Source organism: Amycolatopsis sp. WAC 04182, assembly GCF_003947465.1.
Classification (GTDB): Bacteria; Actinomycetota; Actinomycetes; order Mycobacteriales; family Pseudonocardiaceae; genus Amycolatopsis.
On the sequence record NZ_QHJJ01000008.1, the window covers coordinates 185,936 to 211,922 of the forward strand.

Here is a 25,987-nt window from a genome sequence, read left to right on the forward strand (position 1 = left end):
CTGATGGTTGCGAAAGTGGCTTTCGCAACACGCTAGCTCACCGGGGCCGTCCGATCACCGCTCACGAGAAGGCGCGGGAGATCTGCGAAAGCACGATGAGCCCGCAGACGACCAGGTTCTTGTACTTGTGGTCCACCAGGATGGCCACGAATTCGCGCAGGGTGGCGCTCGGCCAGAAGTACCAGGCCGTCGGCGATCCGATGACCTGACCGTTCACCTTGGCGCGGCGGGCGATGAGGGCGGCGCGGAGCACGTGGAAGTTGTTCGTCACCACCGTGCACCGGTAGTCCGCCTTCCGCTGCTCCATGATCTCGGCGCTGAAGGTGAGGTTCTCGAAGGTCGTCCGCGAACGGTCTTCGAGGAGGATCCGCTCCCTCGGCAGCCCGTTCTCGACCAGGTAGCCGGCCATCGCGTGGGACTCCGGCAGGTCCTCGTCGGGTCCTTGCCCGCCCGAGGTGACCACCATCGGCTCCCGGCCACGCCGGGCTTCGGCGTCGATGACGCGTTTCGCCCGGTTCAGGCGGCCCGCCAGCAACGGCGGTACCCGATGCCCGTCGAGCAGGCCCGAGCCCAGCACCACGACGAAGTCCACACCCTTCTCGGTGCGGATTCGGCCGTAGACGATCGAGTACAGGAGGAAACAGACGAAGAGGAACGAGAAGTAGACGACGATCCCGTTCAGGATGCCCCGCACGATGTCGAGCGGCTCCCAGGCGAGTTGCGTGACCGTCGCGTTGAAGACGACCAGCGCGCAGATGCCCAGCCCTGTCAGCAGCGAAAGGACGTTGGCGAGCCGGCGTCCCTCGCGGCGGAGCATGGTGATCCCGTTGCAGATCAGGAAGACCGTCAGCGCGAGGACCGTCGGGATGATCAGCAGGATCACGCCGACCGCGACGAAACCCGCCGCCTCGGGCGACACCGAGGCGAGCAGCGCGATGAACGTCACGCCGAGGAACAGCAGCGCGAAGAAGAGGTAGAAGCCGTTCCGCAACCGGCGCCGGTCGCGAAGGAAGCTCACCAGGAACACCGCGCAGCACAAGGCCGCGATGGCGAAGGGGATTGCAGCGGCCTTCACGAGAAACTCCAGCCTGGGGACGATGCGGGCACTCGGGTGTCGGCACGCGGTGCGGCGGAATTCAAACACACGGCGGAACGGCCGGCCGCATCTCCCGTGGGTGTGTCGCCATTCCTAGCCCGAGTGAGTCATCGGGCGCGTTGCACCGGCCGCTCGTCCCACACCGGTTCCGCGGTTTCCCGCACGTGCCCGTCCGAGCCGAACACGAGGTACCGATCGAAGGAGCGCGCGAACCACCGGTCGTGCGTCACCGCGATCGTGGTGCCCTCGTAGGCTTCCAACGCCTGCTGCAGCGCTTCCGCCGAGGCGAGATCGAGGTTGTCGGTCGGTTCGTCCAGGAGCAGGATCGTCGCGCCGCCGATCTCCAGCAGCAGGATCTGGAACCGCGCCTGCTGGCCGCCGGACAGCTTCTCGAACCGCTGGTCGCCCTGGCCGTCGAGTTCGTAGCGGCGCAGGATGTTCATCGCGGGCCCGCGGCTTCGCGCGTAGCCGGTCCAAAGGATATCGACGAGCGTCTGCCCGAGTAGTTCGGGATGGGCGTGCGTCTGAGCGAAGTGGCCGGGGACGACGCGGGCACCGAGTTTCCACAGTCCGTCGTGCGCGACGTCCTCGCCTGCCAGCAGCCGCAGGAAATGTGATTTGCCGGAGCCGTTCGAGCCGAGCACCGCGACCCGTTCGCCGTAGAAGACCTCCAGATCGAAGGGTTTCATCAGGCCTCGCAGTTCGAGGCCTTCGCAGGTGACGGCGCGGACGCCGGTCCGGCCGCCGCGCAGGCGCATCGTGATCTTCTGTTCGCGCGGGGGAGCGGCGGGCGCCCCGGCCTCCTCGAACTTCCGCAACCGGGTCTGCGCGGCGTGATACCGCGAAGCCATCTCGTCGCTGCGCGCGGCGTACTGCCGCATGTCGGCCACGAGTTTTTTGAGCTGGGCGTGCTTTTCGTCCCAGCGACGGCGGAGTTCCTCGAAGCGTTCGAACCGTTCCGCGCGCGCCTGGTGGTAATTGTCGAAGCCGCCGCCGTGCACCCAGACGTCGCCGCCGGCCGGCCCCGGTTCGACGCTGATGATCTTGTTCGCCGCCCTGGCGAGGAGTTCCCGGTCGTGCGAAACGAACAGTACGGTCTTCTGGGTCTCGCGCAGCCGCTCTTCCAGCCACTGCTTGCCGGGGACATCGAGGTAGTTGTCCGGCTCGTCGAGCAGGAGGACACCGGACCCGCCGAGGAGCAGCGCCTCCAGCACCAGCCGCTTCTGTTCGCCGCCGGACAGCGTGCGCACCTCGCGCCAGCGCGCCTTCTCGTACGGCAGGTTGAGCGCCGCCGTCGTGCACTTGTCCCAGACGACTTCGGCCTCGTAGCCGCGAGCGTCGCCCCAGTCGCCGAGCGCCTGTGCGTACGCCATCTGGTTCGCTTCGTCGTCGCGTTCCATCAAGGCGAGTTCGGTCTCGTCGACCGCGCGGGCGGCGGCGCGGAGCGCTTCCGGTGACACCGACACGAGCAGATCCCGCACCGTCCGTTCGTCGCGCACGGAGCCGACGAACTGAGGCATCACCCCGAGCCCGCCACTGATGGTCACCGAGCCGCCGCTGGGGGAGAGTTCCCCCGAGATCAGCCGCAGCAACGTCGTCTTGCCCGCCCCGTTGGCGCCGACGAGCGCGCAGACGCTGCCCTCCCCGACCCGGAACGAGACGTCGTCGAGGAGCAGTCGTCCGTCGGGCAGGTGGTACTCGACGTGCGCGACCTCGACGTGACCCATTTCGACAGACTGCCCGCGCCCACGGGAATCACGCAACGCAATATCTCCGGTAGTGTCGGTGACGTGGAGCGAACCTACTTCGGCGTGCGGCTCAAGCTGATGCTTGCGCTGTTCCTGCCTGAGTTGTTCGTCGTGCTCCCGGCCCTCGGCGGGATCAACCCGCTGAGCCTGGTCACCGCGCTGACGGCGTCGATCGCGGTCGCGAACCCGCTCGGCCTTGCCGCCGCCCTGACCGCGTCCCTCGCCGCCGTCCTGCTCGCGCTGGCGGCGCACTTCCGCCTGGAACCGGCCGCCGCCGCGATGCGGGTGCGCGCCATCAGCCTGCGCGAACGCGCGCAGCTGTTCTTGAGCCTGCGCGACCCCGACGCGCGTGGCCGCGTGCGGCCTCGAGCTCCGTCACTGGGCATCGCGACTGCCTGACCTTCCGTTCGAAGGTGAGGCAGTCACTCCTGCCCACACACCTTCGACCGACGGAGTGACCTGGTCATGTTCGATGTCTTCCTGTACCCCGTTTCCGCCATTCTCTGGTTCTGGCACAAGGTTTTCGGCGCCGTTTCGAGTCCGGACTCCGGCGTGGCCTGGGTGCTGTCCATCGTGTTCCTCGTCTTCACCCTGCGCCTGCTGCTGGTCAAACCCGCCCTCGGCGCGCTGCGCGCGGGCCGCCGCATGCAGGCGCTCGCTCCGCGAATGCGGCAGATCAAGGAGAAGTACGGCAAGGATCGCCAGCGGATGGCGAAAGAGATCCAGAAGCTGCACGCCGAAACCGGTGCGAACCCGCTGGGCGGTTGCCTCCCGGCGCTGATCCAGCTGCCGGTGTTCCTGTCCCTGTACTGGGTTCTGCGCGACTTCACCCCGGGCGCGCAGTCGAACCACGTGTTCGACCAGGCCGGGGTGCGGTCGTTCTTGAACGCCGACCTCTTCGGCGCGAAGCTCGGCAACTGGCTTTCCCAGCCGGCGGCGGAGCTGGCCGCGTTCGGCACGGATCACGTCCACATGATCGCCGTCGGGGTGCCGCTGATGCTGATCGCGAGCCTGGCCACGTTCTTCTCGATGCGCTCGGGACTCGCCAGGCAGGCCGCGACCGCCCCGGAGACGGCGGGGATCACCAAACTGATGATGTATCTGGCTCCGGTCGGCATGCTGGTCTCGGGAGCGTTCTTCCCCGTGCCGATCGGGGTGTTGCTGTACTTCCTGGCCACCAACGTGTGGACACTGGGACAGCAGCATTTCCTCACCAAGGTCGTCGACAGGGAGGAGGCTAGCCGCTGAGCGCCGATCGGCGGGCGGCCACCGAGTACTGAACCGCCTTCCGCAGTCCGGGCAGGGCGGTGTCGACGTGCGCCGCCAGCGCCTTGATGGTGCTCCGGTTCGCGCGATACTCCTTCGAGGTGAAGACCGTGTGGACGTCGCCCTCGTACGACAGCATGGCCAGGACCGCGTCTTCGATCGGGATGGTGGCGGGGTCCTCGCCGCTCAGCACCACGTGCCGGATCCGCTCGCGCAGCGCCCGTGCCCGCTCGGGTTCGGGCAGCGTGATGTCGCGAACCGGGAAGATGCCCATGGCCCGGTGCTTGTCGACCCTGATCGTTCCGGAGCCGGCGAGCTGGTCGCGGACGACGTTCTCGGCCTTGTGCCAGTCGCGGTCGATGAGGGCGAACCAGCGGCGAGGCTTCTCCCCGGGAGAGTCTTCCAGCACTTTCGCGAGGAAAGGGTCTCCCGGCGTGAGGCCTGCCGCGGCCGCGCGGCAGGCCTTTCCGTCGCGATCGGCGAGAAGACCCCCGATGGTCAGTTCGGCCACCGCGGCCGCCCGCAGGAGCGTGCCTCGCACGATGGCACTGGCGGGGTCGAGCCGGTTCTTGTCGGTGTCGTAGCCGAGCAGGTACATCCGCTGTGGCAGTGACTCGGTCATTTCGTCCTCCCGTCGGGACGGGTCCCGCCGCACAAGCTTTACGCTCTGCCGGATGAAGAGCCAGACGACAGCGTGCATTCGGGTGATCGGGGCGCTCGCCGTCTGCTGCCTGGCCGTGGGATGCGGGTCGAATGCGCCGGAGCCCGCGCCCGCACCGCCGCCGTCGCCCACCGGCCCGGATCCGGCGTTGGTCTCCTGGGCGGGCGGGTACTGCGGTGCGGTCAAGGACATGCGGTTGATCGCCTACGGCTTGGCCAAGGGCTACGACATCAAGACCGAGGCGGATCTTCCGAAGGCCGAAGACTCACTCAAGAGACTGGACACCGCGCTGGCGGCGGCGACCTCGGGGCTCGAGAAACTCCCGAAGGTCGCGCCGCCCGCTCAGGACGCCAACACGCTCGCCGCTGGAGAGCTGGCCTTCTATCGGGAGCTCCAGGGGAAAGTGTCCGAGTACCGCACCCTGTTGCCGAGGGGCGGCGTCGAATACGCCAAGTCCGTCCTCACCCTGAGCGGGGTCGACCTGGTTTCGCATGAGCCCGCGATCAAGACCGGCACGGTGCCGGGCCTCGACCAGGCGATGAAGGCGAATCAGGCGTGCGAGCTGGTCGGCTAGATCACACGAGGTCGAGCGAAGAACTGTTCGGTACCGGCGTGTCGGGCAAAGCCCGATGGGGAATCATCGCGCTCGCCCGGGAACTGTTCCCGGGCGGGTGGGTGTTCCCGGCGCCGTCCGGCGCCGGGAACGCGTTCGCAGATGACGTCCGGTGATCGACGAGGAATCCTCGGCCAGTGCCGACGGCGTGCCCTCGAACACCACCGTCCCGCCTTCGGCTCCCGCGCCCGGCCCGATGTCGATGACGTGGTCGGCGTGCGCGATCACCCGTTGGTCGTGTTCGATCAGGACGAGCGTCGCGCCGCCGTCGACGAGTTCGTCGCAGAGGGCGAGCAACCGGTCGACGTCGCTGCCGTGCAGTCCGGCGGTGGGTTCGTCGAGGACCAGACGCAGTTCGCCCGCGGGGCCGGCGTCCGCGAGATGGCGGGCGAGCAGCAGCCGTTGCCGTTCGCCGCCGGACAAGGTGTCGAGGCTCTGCCCGATGGTGAGGTACCCGAGCCCCACCCGGTCCAGCCAGCGCAACCGCTGCCCGATGGCGGACCGCTCGCCGAACAGGGTCGCGGCGTCCGCCGGGTTCATCGCCAGGACGTCGGCGATGGTCCGGTCGTTCAGGCGCGCGGCGAGCGCGTCCGGTTTGAACCGGGTGCCGCCGCAGGCGTCGCAGCTGGTCTGGACGTCGTCGAGGAAGGCCAGATCGGTGACGATGACGCCCTTTCCCTTGCAGACCGGGCACGCGCCGCGGCCGTTGGCGCTGAACCAGGACGGATGTTTCCCGGTGGCCTTCCCGAAGGCTTCGCGAATGGGCTCGGCGACACCCAGCACCGTGGCGGGGGTGGACCGGATGCCGCCGCGCAGCGGGGCCTGGTCGACGACGACGAAATCGGGATGCTGCCGGGGGAGTTCGCCCGTGATCAGGGAGCTCTTGCCGGAACCGGCGACCCCCGAGACGACGGTCAGGACGCCGAGCGGCACGTCGACGGTGACGTCACGCAGGTTGTGGCTGCGGGCGCCGGAGATCGTCACGGTGCCGCGCGCGGCGCGCGTCCGCTGCCGGAAGTGAAGCGGGGTACCGAGAACCCGCCCGGTCTCGGTGCCTGCCGCGACGAGTTCGCCGGGACTGCCTTCGAACTGGACGCGCCCGCCGCCTTCACCGCCGCCGGGCCCGAGATCGATGACGTGATCCGCGGCCGCGATGACCGCGGGGTGGTGCTCGACCACGAGGATCGTGTTGTGCGCGTCCCGGAGCTCGGCCAGCAGTTCGACGAGACGGTGCACGTCGTGCGGGTGCAGGCCGGTGCTGGGCTCGTCGAACACGTAGCAGACGTCGCTGAGCGCGCTGCCGAGATGGCGGACGATCTTGACGCGCTGGGCTTCGCCGCCGGACAGCGTCCTCGATTCCCTGGACAGGCTGAGGTAGCCGAGACCGACCGAGTCCAGTGCGTCGAGGCGTTCGCGGAGCGCCTGCAGCAGCGGCGCCACCGACGGATCGCACACTTTCGCGACGACGTCCCGCAAATCGCCGACCGGCATCGCGGACCAGTCCGCGATGGAGCGTCCGTCGATCAGGCTGCCGCGCGCCGCCTCGGAAAGGCGGGTCCCCGCGCACTCCGGGCAGACGCCGCGGGCGACGACTCCGGCGAGCCCTTCCTGCTCCTCGGCCGTGAGCCGCGACGGCGTCTTGCGCAGGTACGTGTCACGCAACCGCGGGACGATCCCGTCGAAGAGACCGTGCTTGGGATAGTCGGGACCGGGGTCGTCGAGGGGGAGTCCTTCGGCATGCAGCAGGGTTTCGACCGTCGCCGCCGGTAGACGTTCCCACGGGACATCGGGGTCGACGAGTCCGGAGTGGACGAGCCGTTTCCACCGATACGTGCCGGGGGCGAACGTCGGGAACCGCACGGCACCTTCGCGCAGGCTTCGCGAGCGGTCGATCAGCCGGTCGAGATCGATCTCGTCGACCACGCCGAGCCCTTCGCAGCGCGGGCACATCCCGACCGGATCGTTGAACGAGTAGGCGGGCGAAAATCCCGCGTTCGGTTCGCCGATGCGCGAGAAGAGCAGGCGCAGCAGCGGCGCGATGTCGCTCGCCGTACCCACGGTGGACCGCGCGTTTCCGGTGAACCGCCGTTGATCGACGATCGTGGTGAACACCAGCCCGTCGATCCGGTCGACGTCGGCGGGCGGATGCTGGGGCAGCCGGTTCCGCACGAAGGCGGGGTAACTGCCGGTGACCAGGCGCTCGGCTTCGGCCGCGATCGTGTCGAAGGCCAGCGACGACTTCCCGGACCCGGACACGCCGGTGAACACCGTCAGCCGGTGCTTCGGCACCCGCACCGACACGTCGCGGAGGTTGTGCGTGCGGGCGCCTTCCACGGTGATCCACCGGCCACGGTCAGCTTGAACTTTCACCATGAACCGAGGTTACGATGAGATGTGGCCGGTTTTCGGCCACAACTAGCGGGAGGCGTCGTGACGGCACCACGGGAACGGATGCTGCGGCTGTTGTCGCTCCTGCAGTCCGGCCGGGCGTGGCCCGCCGCCGAACTCGCGACGGCCATGGAAGTCCCGCCGCGCACACTTCGCCGGGACATCGACCACCTTCGCGGGCTGGGCTATCCCGTGGAGAGCAGCCGCGGCCCGGGCGGCAACTACCGGCTCGTCGCGGGGACCGCGCTGCCGCCGCTCATGCTGGAACACGACGAGGCGATCGCCACCGTGCTCGGGCTGCGGCTCGCCGCGGCGGGCGGCACCGGCGTCGACCTGACCGCCGAATCGGCCGACCGCGCCGCGGCGAAACTCCGGCGCGTCCTGCCGGCGGCACTGCGCAGGCGGACCGACGAAATGCTCGCCGCGGTCGAGTTCGGGAGCGGTGAACAGCCGCGGGTCACCCAAGACGTCCTGAACGTCCTCGCCGCGGCGATCGCGGCTCGCCGGTGCCTCGAGTTCGCGTACACGGCGAAGGACGGCCCGTCGTCACGGACGGTCGAGCCGATGCGCCTCGTCCAGCTCGGCAGGCGGTGGTACCTGTACGCGTGGGACCTCGGCAGGCGGGATTGGCGGAGCTTCCGCCTCGACCGCATCGCCGGGCCGAAGACGACGGAGGTGGTCTTCGAGCCCCGTGCGCTCCCGGTCGACGACGTCGCGGCTCACCTCCAGGAACGCTTTCACAGCCCGAAATCGCTCCGGATCACGCTGACCCTGGACGTCGGCGCGGACGAGGCCGCGGCCCGGCTGCATCGGGTCGACGGGAGTTTCGAGGCCCTGGGCGGCGACAGGTGCCGATACGTCGCCCATGTCGATTCCTTCGAGTGGCTGGCCGTCGTCCTCTTGCTCACCGACATCGGGTTCACGGTGGAGGAACCGGCGGAATTCGGCGAGTACCTCGCGCGGACCGGGGACCGGCTTCTGCGGGGGAGCCTTTCGCGTAACTCGCGTGCTTGAAGGCGTAACTCGCGTGATCAGAGGCGTAACTCGCCGGGTCCGGGTTCAGACCTCGCCGGGGTGGGGCCACTGCTGACCGCGCGTCCAGGAGTCCAGCACCATCAGGGTCTTCGTGCCGGTCACCTGGTGGTGCCGCCGGATCTCGTCGATGGTCTGCTGCAGGTGGCCCATGTCCCGCACGCGCAGCCAGACGAGCGCGTCGGGGTCGCCTGCGATGGTGAACACCGCCTGGGCCTCGGGCATCCGGGTGGTGGTGCGGACGATCTCGCCGACCTTGGTGGTCCCGGTGAACCGCAGTTCGGTGAACGCCTCGATGGCCCAGCCGAGTTTGGCGTGGTCGATCTGGACGGTGTAGCCGACGATGACACCGTTCTCCTGCATGCGGTCGATCCGGCGTTTGACGGCCGCGGTCGACAGCGTGACGCGCGCCCCGATGTCGCCCAGCGTGCGCCGGGCGTCCTCCCGCAGCAGTTCGAGGATCTCGCGATCGGTCTCGTCGATGAGCTGGTCCGCCATGAGTCAGGATGGTACGCAGACGCAACAGATCTCGGCTACCGGAGAAGATGGGCCGGATTTTTTGCGTGCCGGATGCCAATAGACTGCCGCCTGTTGCGGCGGCCCGCGAAGTCGGGTCTTCTGTCGTGACGTCGCGCGGGGGTGCCGAAGGAGGCAGGTCTGGTGGAGCAGTTCACGTTGGAGGACCGGTATCTGCGGGAGGACGGCACCGTCTACCTCAGTGGCGTCCAGGCCCTGGTCCGGATGCTGTTCGACCGGGTGCGGCACGACCGCGCCGCCGGGGGTTCGCCCGCCGTGTTCGTCTCCGGCTACGAGGGATCCCCGCTGGCCGGGTACGACCTCGAGCTCGGGCGCCGCTCCGTCCTGCTCGAGAAGCACGACGTCGTGCACCGCCCCGGCCTGAACGAGGAGATCGCCGCGACGGCGGTCATGGGCAGCCAGCTCACCGCGTCGGTCGGCTCGTCCCGCGGTGGGGTCACCGGGTTCTGGTACGGCAAGGCACCCGGCCTGGACCGGGCGACCGACGCCCTGCGGCACGCCAATCTCGCGGGGACCGATCCGGCCGGTGGCGCGGTGGCGCTGGTCGGCGACGACCCGAACGCCAAGTCCTCGTCGGTGCCGTGCGCCTCCGAGCTCGCGCTGGCCGACCTGGCGATGCCGGTGTTCTTCCCGTCCGATTCCCAGGACGTGCTGGACTTCGGCCTGCACGCGGTCGAACTGTCCAGGGCGAGCGGGCTGTGGTCGTCGATGAAACTCGTGGCGAACGTGGCCGACGCCGCGAGCACCGCCCAGGTCCGCCCGCGGTGGACGGCGCCGGAGCTGGCGCTGCCCGCGTACCGGCACAAGCCCAGCTCCCGGCTGCTCGGCACGACGTTGATGGCGCTCGAACGCAGCCTGTACACCGAACGGCTGCCGCTGGCCGTGGAATACGTGCGTGCGAGCGGGGTCAACCGGATCGTCCAGGAAGGCCCCGCGGACCGCGTCGGCATCGTCACCGCCGGAAAGTCCTATTTGGACCTCATGCAGGCGTTGCGGCTGCTCGGCCTGGACGCCGAGGCGTTGTCCCGGCACGGGATCCGGATCCTCAAACTCGGCGTCATCCACCCGCTCGAGCCGTCGATCGTCCGCCGGTTCGCCGACGGCCTGAGCGAGATCGTCGTGGTGGAGGAAAAGCGTTCCTTCGTCGAATCGGCGATCAAGGAGGTGCTGTACGGCACCACCGGCGCGCCCGCTGTGTACGGCAAGACCGGCCCGGACGGCCGCACCCTGTGCACCGAACTCGGTGAACTCGACCCGGACGCGATCGCCAGGGTGCTGGCCGTCCGCTTGAGCGACCACCACGAGATCCCGTCGGTGTCCGCGTGGCGGCAGCGGCGCCGCCGTGAGCGCATCTCGGTGCCGTTGCTGACCAGGACGCCGTACTTCTGCTCCGGCTGCCCGCACAACTCGTCGACCAAGGTGCCCGAGGGAACCGTGGTGGGCGGCGGTATCGGCTGCCACGCCATGGCGTTGTTCATGGAACCGGAACAGGTCGGGGACGTGGTCGGCCTGACCCAGATGGGCGGCGAGGGCGCGCAGTGGCTCGGGATGGAGCCGTTCGTCGACGCCTCGCATTTCGTGCAGAACATCGGCGACGGCACGTTCACCCATTCCGGCAGCCTCGCCGTCCGCGCGGCGGTGGCCGCCGGGGTGAACATCACCTACAAGATCCTCTACAACGCGACCGTCGCGATGACCGGCGGACAGGACGCCGTCGGCGGGCTCTCGGTGGACCGGCTGGCGTCGCTGCTGCTGGTCGAAGGCGTCGCCAAGGTGGTCATCACCAGTGACGAGCCGAAGCGGCTCCGCGGCGTCCGCCTGCCCGACGGCGTCGAGGTCCGGCACCGCGACGAAGTGCTGAGCACGCAAGAGGAACTGGCCCGCGTTCCCGGGGTCACCGTGCTCATCCACGACCAGGAGTGCGCCGCCGAGAAGCGCCGCAAACGCCGTCGCGGCAAACTGGAGACCCCCGCCACCAAGGTCGTGATCAACGAGCGGGTGTGCGAGGGATGCGGCGACTGCGGCGAGAAGTCGAACTGCCTGTCGGTGCAGCCGGTCGACACCGAATTCGGCCGCAAGACCACGATCCACCAGTCTTCGTGCAATGTGGACTATTCGTGCCTGGCGGGGGACTGCCCGTCGTTCATGACCGTGGTGCCCACCGGACGCAAACACCGGGCGCGGCTCGCGGACATCACCGCGGCCGAACTGCCCGAGCCCGAGACCGCCGGAACCGACTTCACCGTCCGGATCACCGGCGTCGGCGGGACCGGCGTGGTGACCGTCGCGCAGATCCTCGCCACGGCCGCCGTGATCGAGGGCAAGCAGGTCCGGACACTGGATCAGACCGGGCTCGCGCAGAAGGGCGGCGCCGTCGTCTCGGATCTGAAGATCACCGCCGACCCGACGCCGCAGGCCCCGAAACTCGCGGCCGGGGAATGCGATCTCTACCTGTCCTGTGATGTCCTCGTCGGCGCTGACCCCGCGAATCTGACGGTGGCGGACCCCGGCCGGACCACGGCCGTGGTCTCCACGACCGAGGTGCCGACCGGCCGGATGGTCGTCGACACCACCGTTTCGTTCCCCGACGCGGCGGCGGTGCGGGGCGCGATCTCGGAGAGCGCGGCGCGCACCGTGGCACTCGACGCGCGGGCGCTGGCGGAAACCCTGTTCGACGACGACCAGTTCGCCAACATCCTCCAGCTCGGCGCGGCTCACCAGACCGGCGCCATCCCGCTGGACGCGGCCAGCGTGGAGCGCGCGATCGAACTCAACGGCGTCGCCGTCGCGGGCAACCTCCAGGCGTTCCGGCGCGGCAGGCAGCTCGTGGCCGATCCCGACGGACTGCACGCCGCGGCCGCACCGCCCACCGTCGCCGCGACCCCCGCCCCGTCGGCCGCCACGCTGCGCGCCCGCGCGCTCGTCCACGCCGAGCCGGGGTCGGAACTCGCCCGGCTGCTGGACATCCGCGTGCCCGAACTCGCCCGGTACCAGGACGCCCGTTACGCGCGGGAGTACGCCGAGTTCGTCGAGCGCGTCCGGGTCCTGGAAGGGGACTCGACCGCCGTCACCGAAGCGGTGGCGCGAAACCTGCACAAACTGATGGCCTACAAGGACGAGTACGAGGTCGCGCGGCTCTCGCTCGATCCCGCCGTGCTCGCCGGGATCGAGGCGGAGTTCGGCGTCGGCAGCCGTTACGCCTACCGCCTGCACCCGCCCGTGCTCCGCGCGCTGGGAATGAAGCGGAAGATCGCGCTGGGCCCGAAGTTCCGCCCTGTGTTCGTCGCACTTCGTGCCGCGCGGAAACTGCGTGGCACCCGCTGGGACCCGTTCGGCAAGGCCCATGTCCGGAAGGTGGAGCGGGAACTCGTCGGGCAGTACCGGGAAGCGATCCTTGCCGCTTTCGGCGCCGAGGGCGCGGATCGGGGCAGGCTCCTGGCTCTGGCCGAACTGCCCGATCTGGTCCGCGGTTACGAAGACGTCAAACTGGCGAACGTCGAGGCTTATCGGCGGGAACAGTCCGCGCTCCTCGCCGAACTCGTGCAGGAGGATCGGCTCGGCGCGAGCACCTGACGGCGTCAGTTCGCGTACGCCGACAGCTGATCCAGGACGGAACCGGGTTCCGGCATCGCCGCGATCCGCGCGGCGAGGGACGCGGCTGACTCGCGGTAGGCGGGGTCGGCGAGGACCGTGCGGACGGCGTCGCGGATCCCGGTCCGGGTGGGGGAGCCCGGATCGGTGAGCACGCCGGCGCCCGCGCCGTCGACCTGGGCGGCCATGTCGAACTGGTCGGTGGCCAGCGGTGAGACCACCAGCGGCACGCCGTGTGCGAGCGCGCCCAGCACGGTGCCCGACCCCGCGTGACAGACGACCACGTCGACATACGGCAGTATGCGTTGCTGCGGAAGGAAGTTCTCGATACGTACCCCGTCGGGCCGAGGTCCGAATCGCTCCCGGTCGCCGTCGCGGCCGATGGTCGCGACGATGTTGACCCCTTCGCCGTGCAACGCGGCGATCATGGTCTCCAGTACCCCCCGGCCGGGTGTTGTGCGAAGTCCCCGCCGTGACGTAAACGGTCTTGTCGTGCGGAAGCCCGTCGAGGACGTCCGGGCGGCTTCCGCCGTCCGGGAGTAGCCCCTCCGGGCGCACCGGCAGCCGGATCGGGTGGTCCCAGGTGATTCCCCGCGGCGACAACGTTTCCGGCCAGATGTCCAGGTACGGGACGGTGTCGTGGTCGGGGAACCGGTCGAGGCCGAAGCGCCGGACGATCGGGTCGAGCGCTCGCCAGCCGCCCGCCATGATCGCGGCGGGTTTCGGCGGCCCGATCCCGTGCACCACGTACGGCAGGCCGGCGATGGCCGCTGCGGCGGGTGCGGCGAACTCGGCGGCGCCCGCGATCACCAGATCGGGGCGTCGCGCCCGGATCGAGGCCAGCATCTCGGCCACCCGTGCTCCGGCACCGGTTTCGGCCATGACGGTGACCACGAACGCCAGCTTTTCGTCCGGCGACATCTCGGCGAGTTCGGCGGGCGAGTACCTGCCCCAGGCTTCGCGGGCGGCCGCCTCGTCGCCCGTCCCGTCCACGCCGATCGTCGCCAAGCCGTGTGCCCTCGGGTACTCGACCGCGTTCCCGCCGGTCGCGAACACGACGTCGTGGCCGCGGTCCCTCGCCACCGTGGCCAGGGGCAGCAAGGGCGCGATGTGGCTGTAGCCCGCTCCGGCCGAGAAGAACAGACGCATCACCGAAGGCTACGGCCGACCGGCCGGATTTTGTTGCGGTGGTGCGCTTTTTTGTACTTCCGGACGACCTTTTCGGCGACGAAGCCGGCCGGCCGTTCGTGTGCATTACTGTCGCACCGGGGTCCGCGCATGACACACCACTGATCGGGATCGGGGAGTCATCGTGATGAGGAATCGTGTGCCCGTCGCTCGAAGACGGATCTTTTCGCTGGTAGCGGCTCTCGCCGTGGCCACCGGCGCGGTGACGGGGACCGCGCAGGCCACCCCGGTGGGACCGGTGGATCTCGGGACGTTGCCCGGGGACGACGAAAGTACGGTCCTGGCGGTCAACGAGGCGGGGGAGATGGTCGGGCTGTCGTTGGCGGGCCCGGTCCCGAAACGCAGCCATCCGGTCCGGTGGGACGCCGACGGCCGGATCATGGCGCTGCCCACGCCGGGCGGCACCGAGGGGCAGGTCCGTGCCATCAACGGCCTCGGGGTGTCCGCCGGCTACGTGCTGACCGCGACCACCGCCGTGCCCGCCCGCTGGGATGCCGCGGGCAACGCGACCCTGTTGCGGCTTCCGCCCGGCTACCACAACGCCACCGCGTGGGCGATCAGCGACACCGACGTCGTCGTCGGGAGCTGGCTGACGCCGGACGACCGGTACCACGGGTTCCGCTGGGATCCGGATGGCGTGGCCACCGACCTCGGGACGTTGCCCGGCGAGACCTGGAGCATGGCCGACGGCATCTCCGCCGACGGCACCGTCATCGTCGGCAGCGCCGTCCGCTCCGCGGCGAATCAGGCCGTGCGGTGGGTGGACGGCGGGCCGATCACCGAACTGGCGCCGCAGGGCGTGAGCAGTGGAGCGAGCCGGATCAACGGGGACGGCGTGGCCGTCGGAACCTTCCGCGGGACCACCAGCGGGCCCCCTGTTCCGGCGAAGTGGGATCGGGACGGCGTGCTCCATCCGCTTGACTGGCCCAGCCCGCACTCGGTCTGGATCTACGGGATCGGCTCGACCGGTCACGTGGTCGGTTCCGGTTACCTGAACCCGCCTCGCCGATCGGCCCTGATCTGGGACCTCGACGGCGACGTCGCCGCGCTGCCCGACGACGGTCTCGGCGCCGACGCCGAATCGGTGAACGCCCACGGCACCGTGGCGGGCACTTTCCGGAGTCAGGCGACGGTCTGGTTCCTCGGCGGGGAACGCAGGCAGCTCGGCACGCTGCCCGGCGGCACCCGTAGCCAGGGCTACCGGATCACCGACAACGGCCGTGTGGTCGGGACCTCCGCCAACGCCGCCGGAAAGTCCCACGCGGTGTACTGGACGCTCGGCTAGCCGCCAGAGTCCGCCGAATATCCGCTGGACGGCAGGACCAGACTCGGTGTGGAGACCTCATCGAGCGAAGGAAGCAGTCTTGGGCAGCACGCCGGATCTCGGTCCGATGCCGACGCGGATCACCGTCGACGTGGCACAGGTGCGCCGCCTGGTCGGCGAGCAGTTCCCGGAGTGGGCCGGTCTTCCGGTCCGGCCGGTGGCCGAGTCCGGTTGGGACAACTGGACTTTCCGGCTCGGCGAGGGAATGGTGGCGCGGCTGCCGAGCGCCACCGAATACGCCTTGGCCGTGGACAAGGAACAACGGTGGCTTCCGGTGCTCGCTCCGCGGCTGCCGCTGCCCGTCCCGGCCCCGCTGGCGAAGGGAAAACCCGGCGCGGGCTACCCCTTCTCGTGGTCCGTCCATCGCTGGCTCGACGGCGAACCCGCCGGCGCGGACCGTGTTCGCGACCCGGTCCGGTTCGCTCTCGACCTGTCCGATTTCCTGATGGCGTTGAGGAACGTCGATGCCGCGGACGGCCCCCGGCCGGGTAAGCACAACTGGTTCCGTGGTGGCACCCTGCGCACCTTCGACCCGCTGGTCGAACGCGCGCTCACGGCGCTGGACGGAGAAGTCGACGTCGGCTCGGCCCGCGATCTCTGGAAGTCGGCGCTGGACGTTCCCTGGGACGGTGTCGATCGGTGGTTCCACGGCGACGTCGCACCGGGAAACCTTCTGCTCGACGGCGGGCGACTGGCGGCCGTCATCGATTTCGGTACCTGCGGAGTCGGTGACCCGTCCTGCGACCTGGCCATCGCCTGGACGTTGCTGACGGACGACGGCAGACGGCGTTCCGCGAGCGGCTGCCGGTCGACAGCCCCGAATGGGAGCGTGGGCGTGGCTGGGCGCTGTGGAAGACCTTGGTCACCTGCGCTCGGACGCGGGGACGCGCCGACGACGAAGCGGTGGACGCGCGTCGCGTCTTGGCCGGGATCCTGGCCATACGCTGAGGGCGCCAAGCAGGCCGACTCGATCGCGGCCATGTTGGCCAGTAGCCACCCCCGACGAGGCCGGGTCGATCGTTTTGGGGACGCGGCTGACAGATTCGCGAACGGTGAATCGACCGCGTATGACAAAGACGAAGAATGGTCGCGCGGTCTCTGTGATTTTGCTTGCCTGGTGTACCTCACGGGTGTGTTAATTCCCTGTGGCATACCCGTGAATATGTGCACGCGCCCCGCTGGGAAGAGCTCGCGAAAGCGGGAATTAATCGTTTGTCCGGTGGTTTCGGCGGGCGTGGTCCATGTGTTGGAGAGGTACCTGTGAAACACAGAAGACGTAGTCGAAGACTGGCCACTGGGGGCATCGCCGTCGTCAGCACGGCGGCCTTGGTGGCACTGGGACTCGCGGTAGGGTCGGGCACCAGTGCCGCGGCTCCTGGTGAGCTCACGCAGAATTACTCGTGTCCGTTTCCGTTGATCGGAAATCAGAACGTCTCGGTCACCATCAAGACCACGCAGCCTTCGACGATCGAGACCGGGAAACTGACTCCCGCCATCGAGATCACCGCCGTGTCCAACGCGGGCAAGACGGCGACGGAAGGTCTTCGGCTCGTCGGTGCCGAGTCCATCAAGGGCACCGCGAAGGCGACCTCGACCGTGACGATGCCCGGCACTCAGGGCACGATGACGGTGAAGGTCGACTCCGACGTGCCGAACCAGCCCATCCCGCCCGCGGGCAACGACCTCGTCGTCAACGCCACGGGGAGCGCGCCCGCGCTGAGGTTCGACCAGCCGGGCACCGCGTCGCTCGCGGTGACCGGCCTCCAGCTGGTGATGACCCCGCTGAAGGCCGACGGCGCCGAGACCGGTCTCGGCACCTTCACGGCGGACTGCACGCTCGCGGCCGGAGCCGAGACCGTTCTGCAGACCTACACGGTGTCCGGCTCGCCGGTCACCCCGGAAGCCGTTGTCGGCACGGGGAACCACCCGCCGCTGCGGCAGGTCTACAGCTGCCCGTTCCCGTTGATCGGGAACCAGGACGTCACGGTCGACATCAACGCCACGCTGCCCGACACGATCCCGGTCGGCCAGTTCACGCCCAGGATCGACATCACGGCCGTCTCCAACGCGGGCAAGACCGCGACCGAAGGGCTCCGGCTCGTCGGCGCCGAGAAGATCAAGGGATCGGCGCTGGCCACCTCGCTGGTCTCCAGCCCGCAGGGACATCTCGCGGTCGGCGTGCCGACAGCCGTCCCGCTGCAGCCGATCCCACCGACGGGCAACGACCTGATCGTCACCGCGAGCGGCGCGGCGCCGTCGTTGCGGTTCGACAAGCCGGGGACGGCGACGCTCTCGGTGCACGATCTGGTGCTCACCATGACGCCGTTGACGGCTTCCGGCGCGGAGACCGGCCTCGGCACGTTCGTCGCGGACTGCACTCCCGCGAACGGCCAGGCCAACGTGCTGCACACCTTCACCGTCACCGCGGCCGCGGACACCACCCCGCCCTCGGCTCCCGGTGCGGTGACGGTCGGCGAAGTCACCCAGAACAGCGTCGCGTTGTCCTGGGGCGCCGCCACCGACGAGGTCGGCGTGACCGGCTACGACGTCTACCAGGGCGCGAACCTCGTCAAATCCGTGACCGGAACGTCGGCCACGGTCGACGGTCTGACCCCGGACACGGAGTACGCGTTCACCGTCAAGGCGAAGGACGCGGCGGGCAACGTCTCGCCCGCCACCGCGCCTGCCACCGCCCGGACCGCGAAGGCTCCGGACACGCAGGCCCCGACGGCACCCGCGAACGTGCACTCGACCGGAACCACCCAGACCAGCGTGACGCTGGCTTGGGACGCGTCGAGTGACAACGTCGGTGTCACGGGATACGACGTCTTGAAGGGCACCGAGGTCGTCAAGTCGGTCACGGAACCGCAGGCCACGATCGACGGTCTGACGGCCGACACCGAGTACTCCTTCACCGTGGTCGCGAAGGACTCGGCGGGCAACACTTCGGCGGCCAGCGCCGCGGTCACGGCGCGGACGCAGGCCGCGCCCGACACGCAGGCTCCCGGTGTGCCGGGCAACCTGCACTCGACCGGTACCTCGGCCACCAGCGTCGGCCTGGCGTGGGACGCGTCGAGCGACAACGTCGGTGTCACCGGGTACGACGTCTACAACGGCGCCACCCTGGTGAAGGCGGTGACGGAAACCAACGCCACCGTCGACGGTCTCGCCGCTGACACCGAGTACACCTTCACCGTCGTCGCCAAGGACGCGGCGGGCAACAAGTCGGAGCCCAGCGCGGCGGTGACCGCCCGGACCGCCACGGTCCCGGACACCGAAGCGCCCAGCGTGCCGGCCGGGCTCGCCACGACCGACTTCACCCAGTCCAGCGTCGCGCTGTCCTGGAACGCGTCGAGCGACAACGTCGGTGTCACCGGCTACGACGTCTACAACGGCGCCACCCTGGTGAAGACGGTGACCGGGACTTCGGTCACTGTGGACGGTCTCACGCCGGACACCGAGTACTCGTTCACCGTGGTCGCGAAGGACGCGGCGGGCAACGCTTCGGCGGCCAGTGCCGCGGCGACGGCGCGGACGCAGACCGCGCCCGACACCCAGGCGCCCGTCGCACCGGGCAACCCGCGCTCGACCGGGACCACGCAGACGAGCGTGAGCCTCGAATGGAACGCGGCGACGGACAACGTCGGTGTCACCGGCTATGACGTGTACAGCGGCTCCGCGCTGGTGAAGTCCGTGACCGGGACTTCCGTGACGGTGGACGGCCTCGCGCCGGACACGGAGTATTCGTTCACGGTGGTCGCGAAGGACGCGGCGGGCAACCTCTCGACGCCGAGCGCCGCCATCACCGTCCGGACGCAGGCCGCGCCCGACGCGGAGGCTCCCGGCGTGCCGGGGAACCCGCGCTCCACGGGAACCACGCAGACCAGCGTGAGCCTTGAGTGGGATGCGGCGACGGACAATGTCGGTGTCACCGGGTACGACGTCTACAACGGCGCCATGCTGGCGAAGACTGTGACGGGGACTTCGGCCATTGTGGACGGTCTCGTGGCCGGCACGGAGTATTCGTTCACCGTGGTCGCGAAGGACGCCGCGGGGAACAAGTCGGCCGCCAGCGCGCCGGTCACGGCGAAGACCCAGCCGAACACCTCCCCGGTCGTCAAGTACAGCTACGACCTGACCGGGAAAACGCAGCTGAAGAAGCTCGCGGGCCCGATCGACCTGCGTGGCGGCATCAACGCCGCGATCACGCTGGCGAACGGGACCTTCGACGCCGACCTGACGCTGAACCCCACGAACGCGAACCTCACGCTCTGGGGATTCGTCCCGGTCAAGGCGAAGATCGAGTTCGCTTCGGCCGGCAAGACCACGGGAACCCTGGCCAACGGGGTGCTCAAGTCGACCTCGGCGGTGACGGTCAAGCTGCCGCGGATCAGCGTCTTCGGCTTCCCGGTCTCGGCGAGCCCGGCCTGCCAGACGAAGACGCCTGCCCAGATCCCGCTCCAGTCGAAGGCCGGCTTCGACCCGCTGGCCGGTGGCAAGCTCACCGGCTCCTACACCCTGCCGCCGCTGCAGGGCTGTGGGTTCCTCAACGACATCGTCAGCGGTGTCGCCTCCGGCCCCGGCAACACGGTGGAGGTGAACCTGAAGCCGCGCCCGGTCGGCTGATCCCACGAAAACCCTCCTCCGGCCCCGTCGCACCTCGCGGCGGGGCCGGATCCATGACCGGACCACCGGCGCGAGTGGTCCGGGTTACTCCGATCGGCCCTGCCGGTGGAGACGGCCAGCGAATAAGTTGCCGCTAACAACAAATCCTGCCGTCGATGAGGCCTGTGGGAAGGATCGCATGAAATCTCCGAAGCGGCGTCGCGCGCTAGTCGCGCTGTTGACCGCTGGCGCGCTTCTGGCATCCACGCCGGTGAGCGCCGCACCGCTGGCGGACGCGCCCGGCGCACCGGGTACCGGGGCGGCCTGGACGACCGGGGGCAAAGAAGGTTTCGGCACCGCCACCAACGCGGCGTCGAAGGTCTGGTTCACCCTCGGCCAGGGCATCAACCACGAGATCTACTACCCGACCGTGGACGTCGCCAACGTCCAGGACCTGCAGTACGTGGTGTCCGACGGTGCCGGGTTCACGCAGCTGGAACGCGACCACACCACCAAACAGCTGGTGCTCACCGATCCGCGTTCCCTGAGCTACCGGCAGATCAACACCGCCACCAACGGCCGGTACCGGATCACCAAGACCCACACCGCCGATCCGGCCCGGTCCACCGTGCTGATCCAGACCAGGTTCGAGGTGCTCAGTGGCGGTCCGCTGCAGCTGTACGCGCTGTACAACCCGTCCCTGAACAACAGCGGCATGGGGGACACGGGCGCCACCTCCGGCGGGCAGCTGGTCGCTTCGGACGGGCCGGTGTCCAGCGCCTTGGCCGCTTCCACCGGTTTCGTCAAGGCGACCAGTGGCTACAGCGGGACCACGAGCGACGGCTACGTCGACCTGAGCGGCGATCACGTTCTCGGCACGCAGTACGACACGGCGTCGACGCCCGGAAACCTGGTGCAGCTGGGGCAGATCCCCGTGGGGACCGACACCACCTTCACCCTCGCCATCGGCTTCGGCGGTGATCGGGGCGCCGCGTCGGCGAACGCGACGGCCTCGCTCGCGGGCGGCTTCGGAGCGGCGGACACCGCGTACCGGTCCGGCTGGAGCGGCTATCTCTCCTCGCTGGCCGCGGTGCCCCGTTCGATCACCGGCGCCGGTTTGACCACGCAGTACAACGTGGCGCTGATGACCCTCAAAGCCCACGAGGACAAGACCTATTCGGGTGCGAACGTCGCCTCGCTCACCAATCCCTGGGGTGAGGCGAAAGACGCGAACGGCACGGGGGACTGCGGGTACCACGCGGTCTGGTCGCGTGACCTCTACCAGGTCTCGACCGCGCAGATCGCGGCGGGCGACTCGGCGGCGGCCCATCGTTCGGTCGACTACCTGTTCACCGTCCAGCAGCGGCCGGACGGTTCGTTCCCGCAGAACACCCGGCTGGACGGCACCCATTGCTGGACCAGCCTGCAGATGGACGAGGTCGCCTTCCCGATCGTGCTCGCGTGGCAGCTGGGCCGGTCCGACGCGGGGATGTGGGCGAAGGTGAAGAAGTCCGCGGACTTCCTTGTCGCGAACGGTCCTTCGACCCCGCAGGAACGCTGGGAGGAGAACGGAGGCTACTCGCCGTCCACCATCGCCGCGGAGATCGCCGGGCTGATCTGCGCCGCCGACATCGCCGAACGCAACGGCGACACGACGGCCGCCGCTCGGTACCGTGAAACTGCGGACCGATGGCAGGTGCAGGTCAGCGCCTGGACGTTCACCACGTCCGGTCCGCTCGGCGACGGCCGGTACTTCCACCGCATCGACGGCAACGGCAACCCCAACGACGGCCAGAACGTCTTCCTCCAGAACGGTGGCGGAAACCACGACGAACGCGCCATCATCGACGCCGGTTTCCTCGACCTGGTCCGCCTCGGCGTGAAACCGGCGGCCGATCCGGACGTCGCCGCCTCACTGTCCGAAGTGGACTCCACGCTGAAGGTGAACACCCCGAACGGCCCGATGTGGTACCGGTATAACCACGACGGCTACGGCGAAACCGCTTCCGGCGGTCCGTACGCGGGCGCCGGGGTCGGACGGCTGTGGCCGCTGCTCACCGGTGAGCGCGGGGAGTACGAACTGGCCAACGGCCGCCCGGCGACGACGCATCTGGCGGCCATGGCCGCCTCGGCGAATCCCGCTTTCCTGATCCCGGAACAGGTCTGGGACCGGCCAAGCGCCGGTGGCTTCACCTTCGGCGAAGGCACCGGCTCGGCGACGCCGCTGGCCTGGTCGATGGCGCAGTTCGTGCGACTGGCGCATTCGATCGACGCGGGCACCCCGGTCGAGACGCCGTCGGTGGTCAAGCAGCGGTACAGCGCGGCCTGCTCCGCCGTTTCGGCGAAGTTCACGGTGAACGCGACGACTTCGTGGGGCCAAAACATCTTCGTCGTCGGTGACCGGCCCGAACTCGGAGCGTGGAACCCGGCGAACGCCGTCCCGATGGCGTCGGCCGACTATCCTTTGTGGACGGCTAACGTTTCGCTGCCGAAGGGGAGCAACTTTCAGTACAAGTACATCCGCAAGGAGGGCGGCACCGTCACGTGGGAATCGGGCGCCAACCGGGCGGGCACCGCTTCGGGTGGCTGCACGATGGCGTTGAACGACACCTGGCGGCCCTGAGCCGTCGTGAGTGGTGAGGACGGTTCTAACCGTTCTTACCACTCACGACCGGCTGGGCCGAAACCGAGTACATGAAGGCCCCCTTCCTTGCGCCTAGCGCAAGGAAGGGGGCCTTCATGTACCGAGTTGCCCCACCGTCGGGTGCCGTGCCTGGCCGGGGTGTTGCGAAAGCCACTTTCGCAACCTTCAACGTTGCGAAAGTGGCTTTCGCAACCCGGCCCCTCCAGAAACCAAGGCCCGGTGCGCGTGAAGGCCCCCTTCCCTCGGCTCAGCCGAGGGAAGGGGGCCTTCACGGACCCGACCCTCCGGAAACGAAGGCCGGATCAGTCGGTCGGCACCATCTTCCAGCAGTCCCCGGGCGACTTGATCTCCTGGTCGGTGGCCTGGGCCACCTGCTCGAAGTTCCGCACGAAGCTCCGGTAGATCCCGTCGTTGTCCAGGACCCGGATGACGTTCTCGTCGTTCTCGTGCAGTGACGGGTTGTTGAAGTTCTGGCTGCCGGTGAAGACGACCTTGGTGCCCGGCTTCAGGTAGTCACCCTCGATCATCATGTTCTTCTCGTGGATGCCTGCCTCGTTGCCCTTCTTGAAACCACGCAGCCGCACACGGTCGGGCTGCCCCTTCATCAGCGCTTCGCACGAGCCCTGGGCCATCCGCAAAGCCACGATGTCCACGGAGCAGCCCTGGGCGGCGAGGATCCGCAGCCGCTCGATGATCTTCATCCGGGTGAGTGACCACACGCCGATGCGGATCTTGGACTTCTCCGCCGAGCAGCCGACCTCCTTCAGGGTGTTCTCGACGGTGTCGTTCCCCGCGTCCTTGAGCCTTGGATAGAAGTAGCTCTTGGTGTTGCCGGTGATCACGGGTGGGTTGGCTTCGTAGTAGTCGGGGTTCGCCGTGCCCCCGTCCGCGACCCTGCGCAGGTCGGCGAAGTAGTCGTTGTACCTGGCGAACAGGCCGGCGTTCCCGACATCGGTGTAGTAGCTGTTCCAGCCGCCCTTGCCGCCGGTCGTGTTCTCGCTGAGGTTCGCCGATCCGGTCGCGACCACCGACGGCGCGTCCAGCGTCCGGTCGAACAGGAAGAACTTGTTGTGCATGACGTTCCCGCCGTTGCACCCTCGGTTGTCCTTGCAGTTCTTCGCCCACGAGTTCTTGTCGCCGGTCTTCTCGAGCCGCTTCTTCAGGTCCTGGTAGTTCGGATGGTCCGTCGTCCGCCCGTCGACCAGGACCTGGACGTGCACCCCGCGCTCCGCGGCGTCCGCGAGCGCCTCCGTGATCGGCTTGTCCCGCATAAGGAACTGCGCGGTCTTGATGGTCGAGTTCTCGGGTGCGCCCTGGATCAGCCTTTCGAGGTATTCGACGATCTGGCCGCCGCCCGGTGTGTTGAAGTCCGCCCGCGTCGTCAGCCTCGGCGCGGCCGCGGCCGGGACGCCGGTCGACGCTGCGACCAGTAGCGCGGCCGCCAGGGCGCCTAGAAGCGCGGTCCTCCTGTGCGGTTTCATACCGATTCCCTCCCCATTGCCGGATCTGCTGGCGGGTCCACGCTCCCCAGCGCGGGCCACTGGGGCAAGCGAAACCGCCCGGAATGGGACGCTGGGAGGAAACCTCGGCTCTGACCTGCGGTGACGCCGGACCGAGAGACGTGATCTCGCGATTTCGCGCGGCGACAGGCAAGCGATGGGACACTGTTGTCCGTCCGGGAAATGGCGCGGAGGGGGCGCAGCGGGATGGCGAGTGAGGCGGCTGCCACGCTGGCGGCACTTCTCACCGAGTACAAACAGCGGAGCGGGCTGAGCTACGAACAACTCGGGCGCAAGGTGCATTCGAGCCGGTCGACCGTGCACCGGTACTGCACCGGAAGGAACGTCCCCACGACGTTCGCGCCGATCGAGGCGATCGCGACGGTGTGCGGCGCGAGCCGAGAGGATCTCGCGAAGCTGTACCGGGTGTGGGAGCGCGCGGACCTGGGCGGCACCACCTTCCCCGAGCCGCCGGTCATCCGGGAAAGCAACGCGGTGGAGACCGCTCGCAGACGGCCGCTGACCCGGATCGCGCTCGTCGTGGTCCTCGGAGCCGTCCTGCTCACCGGAGGCGCCATGGCGAACCCGCCGGACCGGCAGGCGCCGGTCACCGCACCCGCCGTCCAGGCGGCGATGTGGACGAGCGCGCCACGCACGCTCGAGCCGGAATTCGTCGGGGTGACGGCGAACTCCAACACCGGGCTGATGCCGACGTTCCGCGTCGGGTCCGTTCGGTTGTGGAACACGCGCACGCGGTGGCAGAACCTGGAGCCCGCCCGCGGCAGTTACGACTGGAAAACACTCGAACGGCTCGTGAACGGCGCCCGTGGCGCCGGCTTCCCGGTGACCATGACCTTCGGTGGCACCCCGTCATGGGCGAGCCCCAACAGCCCGAAGTCCGTCTACACCGACGATTCCCGCACCGGCCCGCCCGACGACCTCGCCGACTGGGAACGTTTCGTGCGGACCGTCGTCGAGCAGTATCGCGGCCGGATCGACGCCTACGAACTGTGGGACATGGCCAACCATCAGGACTTCTTCTCCGGTTCGATGGCCGCGCTGGTGGAAATGACGCGCCGGGCGAGCCAGGTGATCAAGGCCGCCGACCCCGCCGCCACCGTGGTCTGCCCGTCCATGGGCGAGCTCTGGGAACCCGCGGCGTTCGACGGGTTCCGGCGGTTCGCGAAGCTCGGCGGCTACGACCATTGCGACGCCGCCGCGATGAAACTGGCTCCCCGCAACGACTCCGACCCGCCGGAGACGATGCTGCCGCTGGCACAGGAGATCGAAAAAGTACTGCAGGAAGCCGGCGCCGGCATCAGGTTGTGGAGCACTGGCTCGGCCTACGACGTGAACAGGCAACGGCCGGTCGACGCCGATCGGGGCGCGCAGCACGCCGTCCGGTTCTTCCTTTCCGGTCTCTACGCGCAATACCGCCGCATGTACTTCTACAACTGGGGCAGCGCCAAGATCCCCATCGTGCTGCAGCCCGCCGGCGGTCCGTACACGAAGGCCGCGCGACACGTGGAACGCCTGCACACCTGGCTGTCGGGCAGCCGGATCCATTCCTGCGGGCAAGGGCGCGCGGCCGGATTGCCCGATCACCTGTGGCAGTGCCGGTTCGACCAGGGCGGCAAGGCCTTCCTGATCTGGTGGACCATCGACCGGTCCGAGCGGATCCCGGCGGCTCAGGGCGCCACCTCGGTCGAAGACCTCGACGGGGCCGTCACGCCGGTGGAACCCGGTGCCGACGTCACCGTCACCGGCAGCCCGGTCCTGCTGAAACTGGGCTGAG

17 protein-coding genes and 1 pseudogene are annotated in these 25,987 nt (G+C 69.1%); 10 read left to right on the forward strand and 8 right to left on the reverse strand.

What is annotated here, in order from left to right:
- Positions 1-61 precede the first annotated feature (61 nt).
- Positions 62-1,075 carry a YdcF family protein gene (locus DMH01_RS35765; protein WP_125682770.1) on the reverse strand — a complete coding sequence of 338 codons (1,014 nt, stop codon included), beginning with the start codon at positions 1,073-1,075 and terminating at the stop codon, positions 62-64.
- A 128-nt stretch (positions 1,076-1,203) separates the two neighbouring features.
- Entirely contained in the window at positions 1,204-2,823 is a 1,620-nt protein-coding gene (locus DMH01_RS35770) for an ABC-F family ATP-binding cassette domain-containing protein (protein WP_125682771.1), read from the reverse strand.
- 63 nt (positions 2,824-2,886) lie between these two features.
- On the opposite strand from DMH01_RS35770, the gene DMH01_RS35775 reads away from it, so the two are divergent.
- Positions 2,887-3,243, forward strand: coding sequence for a DUF6412 domain-containing protein (locus tag DMH01_RS35775; protein ID WP_125682773.1), 357 nt, complete (start codon positions 2,887-2,889; stop codon positions 3,241-3,243).
- Positions 3,244-3,309: 66 nt separating this feature from the next.
- Entirely contained in the window at positions 3,310-4,092 is a 783-nt protein-coding gene (gene yidC, locus DMH01_RS35780; protein ID WP_125682775.1) for a membrane protein insertase YidC, read from the forward strand.
- On the opposite strand, the gene DMH01_RS35785 is transcribed toward yidC, so the two are convergent.
- Positions 4,082-4,732 (reverse strand): GPP34 family phosphoprotein, encoded by a 651-nt coding sequence (locus tag DMH01_RS35785; RefSeq protein WP_158633279.1) that lies wholly within the window; start codon positions 4,730-4,732, stop codon positions 4,082-4,084. The genes yidC and DMH01_RS35785 overlap by 11 nt on opposite strands.
- A 52-nt stretch (positions 4,733-4,784) precedes the next feature.
- On the opposite strand from DMH01_RS35785, the gene DMH01_RS35790 reads away from it, so the two are divergent.
- Entirely contained in the window at positions 4,785-5,345 is a 561-nt protein-coding gene (locus DMH01_RS35790) for a hypothetical protein (protein ID WP_158633280.1), read from the forward strand.
- Between the two features lie 63 nt (positions 5,346-5,408).
- Here the strand turns inward: DMH01_RS35790 and DMH01_RS35795 are convergent, their stop codons facing one another.
- Positions 5,409-7,757, reverse strand: coding sequence for an excinuclease ABC subunit UvrA (locus DMH01_RS35795; protein WP_233621797.1), 2,349 nt, complete (start codon positions 7,755-7,757; stop codon positions 5,409-5,411).
- 57 nt (positions 7,758-7,814) lie between these two features.
- Between DMH01_RS35795 and DMH01_RS35800 the strand changes: the two genes are divergently transcribed.
- Positions 7,815-8,786, forward strand: a complete 972-nt coding sequence (locus DMH01_RS35800; RefSeq protein WP_233621798.1) for a YafY family protein — start codon at positions 7,815-7,817, stop codon at positions 8,784-8,786.
- 45 nt (positions 8,787-8,831) lie between these two features.
- Here the strand turns inward: DMH01_RS35800 and DMH01_RS35805 are convergent, their stop codons facing one another.
- Positions 8,832-9,302 (reverse strand): Lrp/AsnC family transcriptional regulator, encoded by a 471-nt coding sequence (locus DMH01_RS35805; RefSeq protein WP_125682781.1) that lies wholly within the window; start codon positions 9,300-9,302, stop codon positions 8,832-8,834.
- Positions 9,303-9,464: 162 nt separating this feature from the next.
- On the opposite strand from DMH01_RS35805, the gene DMH01_RS35810 reads away from it, so the two are divergent.
- Positions 9,465-12,914 (forward strand): indolepyruvate ferredoxin oxidoreductase family protein, encoded by a 3,450-nt coding sequence (locus DMH01_RS35810; protein ID WP_125682783.1) that lies wholly within the window; start codon positions 9,465-9,467, stop codon positions 12,912-12,914.
- Positions 12,915-12,919: 5 nt separating this feature from the next.
- On the opposite strand, the gene DMH01_RS43410 is transcribed toward DMH01_RS35810, so the two are convergent.
- Both DMH01_RS43410 and DMH01_RS43750 read right to left on the reverse strand, forming a co-directional pair.
- The gene (locus tag DMH01_RS43410) at positions 12,920-13,360 is read right to left on the reverse strand and encodes a glycosyltransferase (RefSeq protein ID WP_233621799.1); all 441 of its coding nucleotides are present in this window, start codon (positions 13,358-13,360) and stop codon (positions 12,920-12,922) included.
- A gap of 358 nt (positions 13,361-13,718) precedes the next feature.
- Positions 13,719-14,081, reverse strand: a pseudogene (locus tag DMH01_RS43750) (glycosyltransferase); the annotation flags it as partial.
- Positions 14,082-14,247: 166 nt separating this feature from the next.
- Here DMH01_RS43750 and DMH01_RS35820 point away from each other — a divergent pair.
- From DMH01_RS35820 to DMH01_RS35835, 4 genes are all read left to right on the forward strand, one after another.
- Entirely contained in the window at positions 14,248-15,405 is a 1,158-nt protein-coding gene (locus DMH01_RS35820; protein ID WP_125682785.1) for an HAF repeat-containing protein, read from the forward strand.
- A gap of 79 nt (positions 15,406-15,484) precedes the next feature.
- Entirely contained in the window at positions 15,485-16,708 is a 1,224-nt protein-coding gene (locus DMH01_RS35825; protein WP_233621801.1) for an aminoglycoside phosphotransferase family protein, read from the forward strand.
- A 65-nt stretch (positions 16,709-16,773) separates the two neighbouring features.
- Positions 16,774-20,070 carry a DUF6801 domain-containing protein gene (locus tag DMH01_RS35830; protein ID WP_125682787.1) on the forward strand — a complete coding sequence of 1,099 codons (3,297 nt, stop codon included), beginning with the start codon at positions 16,774-16,776 and terminating at the stop codon, positions 20,068-20,070.
- Between the two features lie 178 nt (positions 20,071-20,248).
- Complete coding sequence (locus DMH01_RS35835; protein ID WP_125682789.1) at positions 20,249-22,672, forward strand: glucan 1,4-alpha-glucosidase; 2,424 nt, start codon at positions 20,249-20,251, stop codon at positions 22,670-22,672.
- 323 nt (positions 22,673-22,995) lie between these two features.
- Here the strand turns inward: DMH01_RS35835 and DMH01_RS35840 are convergent, their stop codons facing one another.
- Entirely contained in the window at positions 22,996-24,174 is a 1,179-nt protein-coding gene (locus DMH01_RS35840) for a phosphatidylserine/phosphatidylglycerophosphate/cardiolipin synthase family protein (protein ID WP_158633281.1), read from the reverse strand.
- A 225-nt stretch (positions 24,175-24,399) separates the two neighbouring features.
- Between DMH01_RS35840 and DMH01_RS35845 the strand changes: the two genes are divergently transcribed.
- Positions 24,400-25,986, forward strand: a complete 1,587-nt coding sequence (locus tag DMH01_RS35845; RefSeq protein WP_125682793.1) for a helix-turn-helix domain-containing protein — start codon at positions 24,400-24,402, stop codon at positions 25,984-25,986.
- Position 25,987 lies beyond the last annotated feature (1 nt).

Bases quoted from the DNA above. Each gene is read 5' to 3' on its own strand.
- yidC (WP_125682775.1), top strand. From the start codon at position 3,310: ATGTTCGATGTCTTCCTGTACCCCGTTTCCGCCATTCTCTGGTTCTGG.
- DMH01_RS35805 (WP_125682781.1), bottom strand. From the start codon at position 9,302: ATGGCGGACCAGCTCATCGACGAGACCGATCGCGAGATCCTCGAACTG.
- DMH01_RS35835 (WP_125682789.1), top strand. From the start codon at position 20,249: ATGAAATCTCCGAAGCGGCGTCGCGCGCTAGTCGCGCTGTTGACCGCT.
- DMH01_RS43410 (WP_233621799.1), bottom strand. From the start codon at position 13,360: ATGATCGCCGCGTTGCACGGCGAAGGGGTCAACATCGTCGCGACCATC.
- DMH01_RS35770 (WP_125682771.1), bottom strand. From the start codon at position 2,823: ATGGGTCACGTCGAGGTCGCGCACGTCGAGTACCACCTGCCCGACGGA.
- DMH01_RS35840 (WP_158633281.1), bottom strand. From the start codon at position 24,174: ATGAAACCGCACAGGAGGACCGCGCTTCTAGGCGCCCTGGCGGCCGCG.
- DMH01_RS35845 (WP_125682793.1), top strand. From the start codon at position 24,400: ATGGCGAGTGAGGCGGCTGCCACGCTGGCGGCACTTCTCACCGAGTAC.
- DMH01_RS35820 (WP_125682785.1), top strand. From the start codon at position 14,248: ATGAGGAATCGTGTGCCCGTCGCTCGAAGACGGATCTTTTCGCTGGTA.
- DMH01_RS35790 (WP_158633280.1), top strand. From the start codon at position 4,785: ATGAAGAGCCAGACGACAGCGTGCATTCGGGTGATCGGGGCGCTCGCC.
- DMH01_RS35795 (WP_233621797.1), bottom strand. From the start codon at position 7,757: ATGGTGAAAGTTCAAGCTGACCGTGGCCGGTGGATCACCGTGGAAGGC.
- DMH01_RS35785 (WP_158633279.1), bottom strand. From the start codon at position 4,732: ATGACCGAGTCACTGCCACAGCGGATGTACCTGCTCGGCTACGACACC.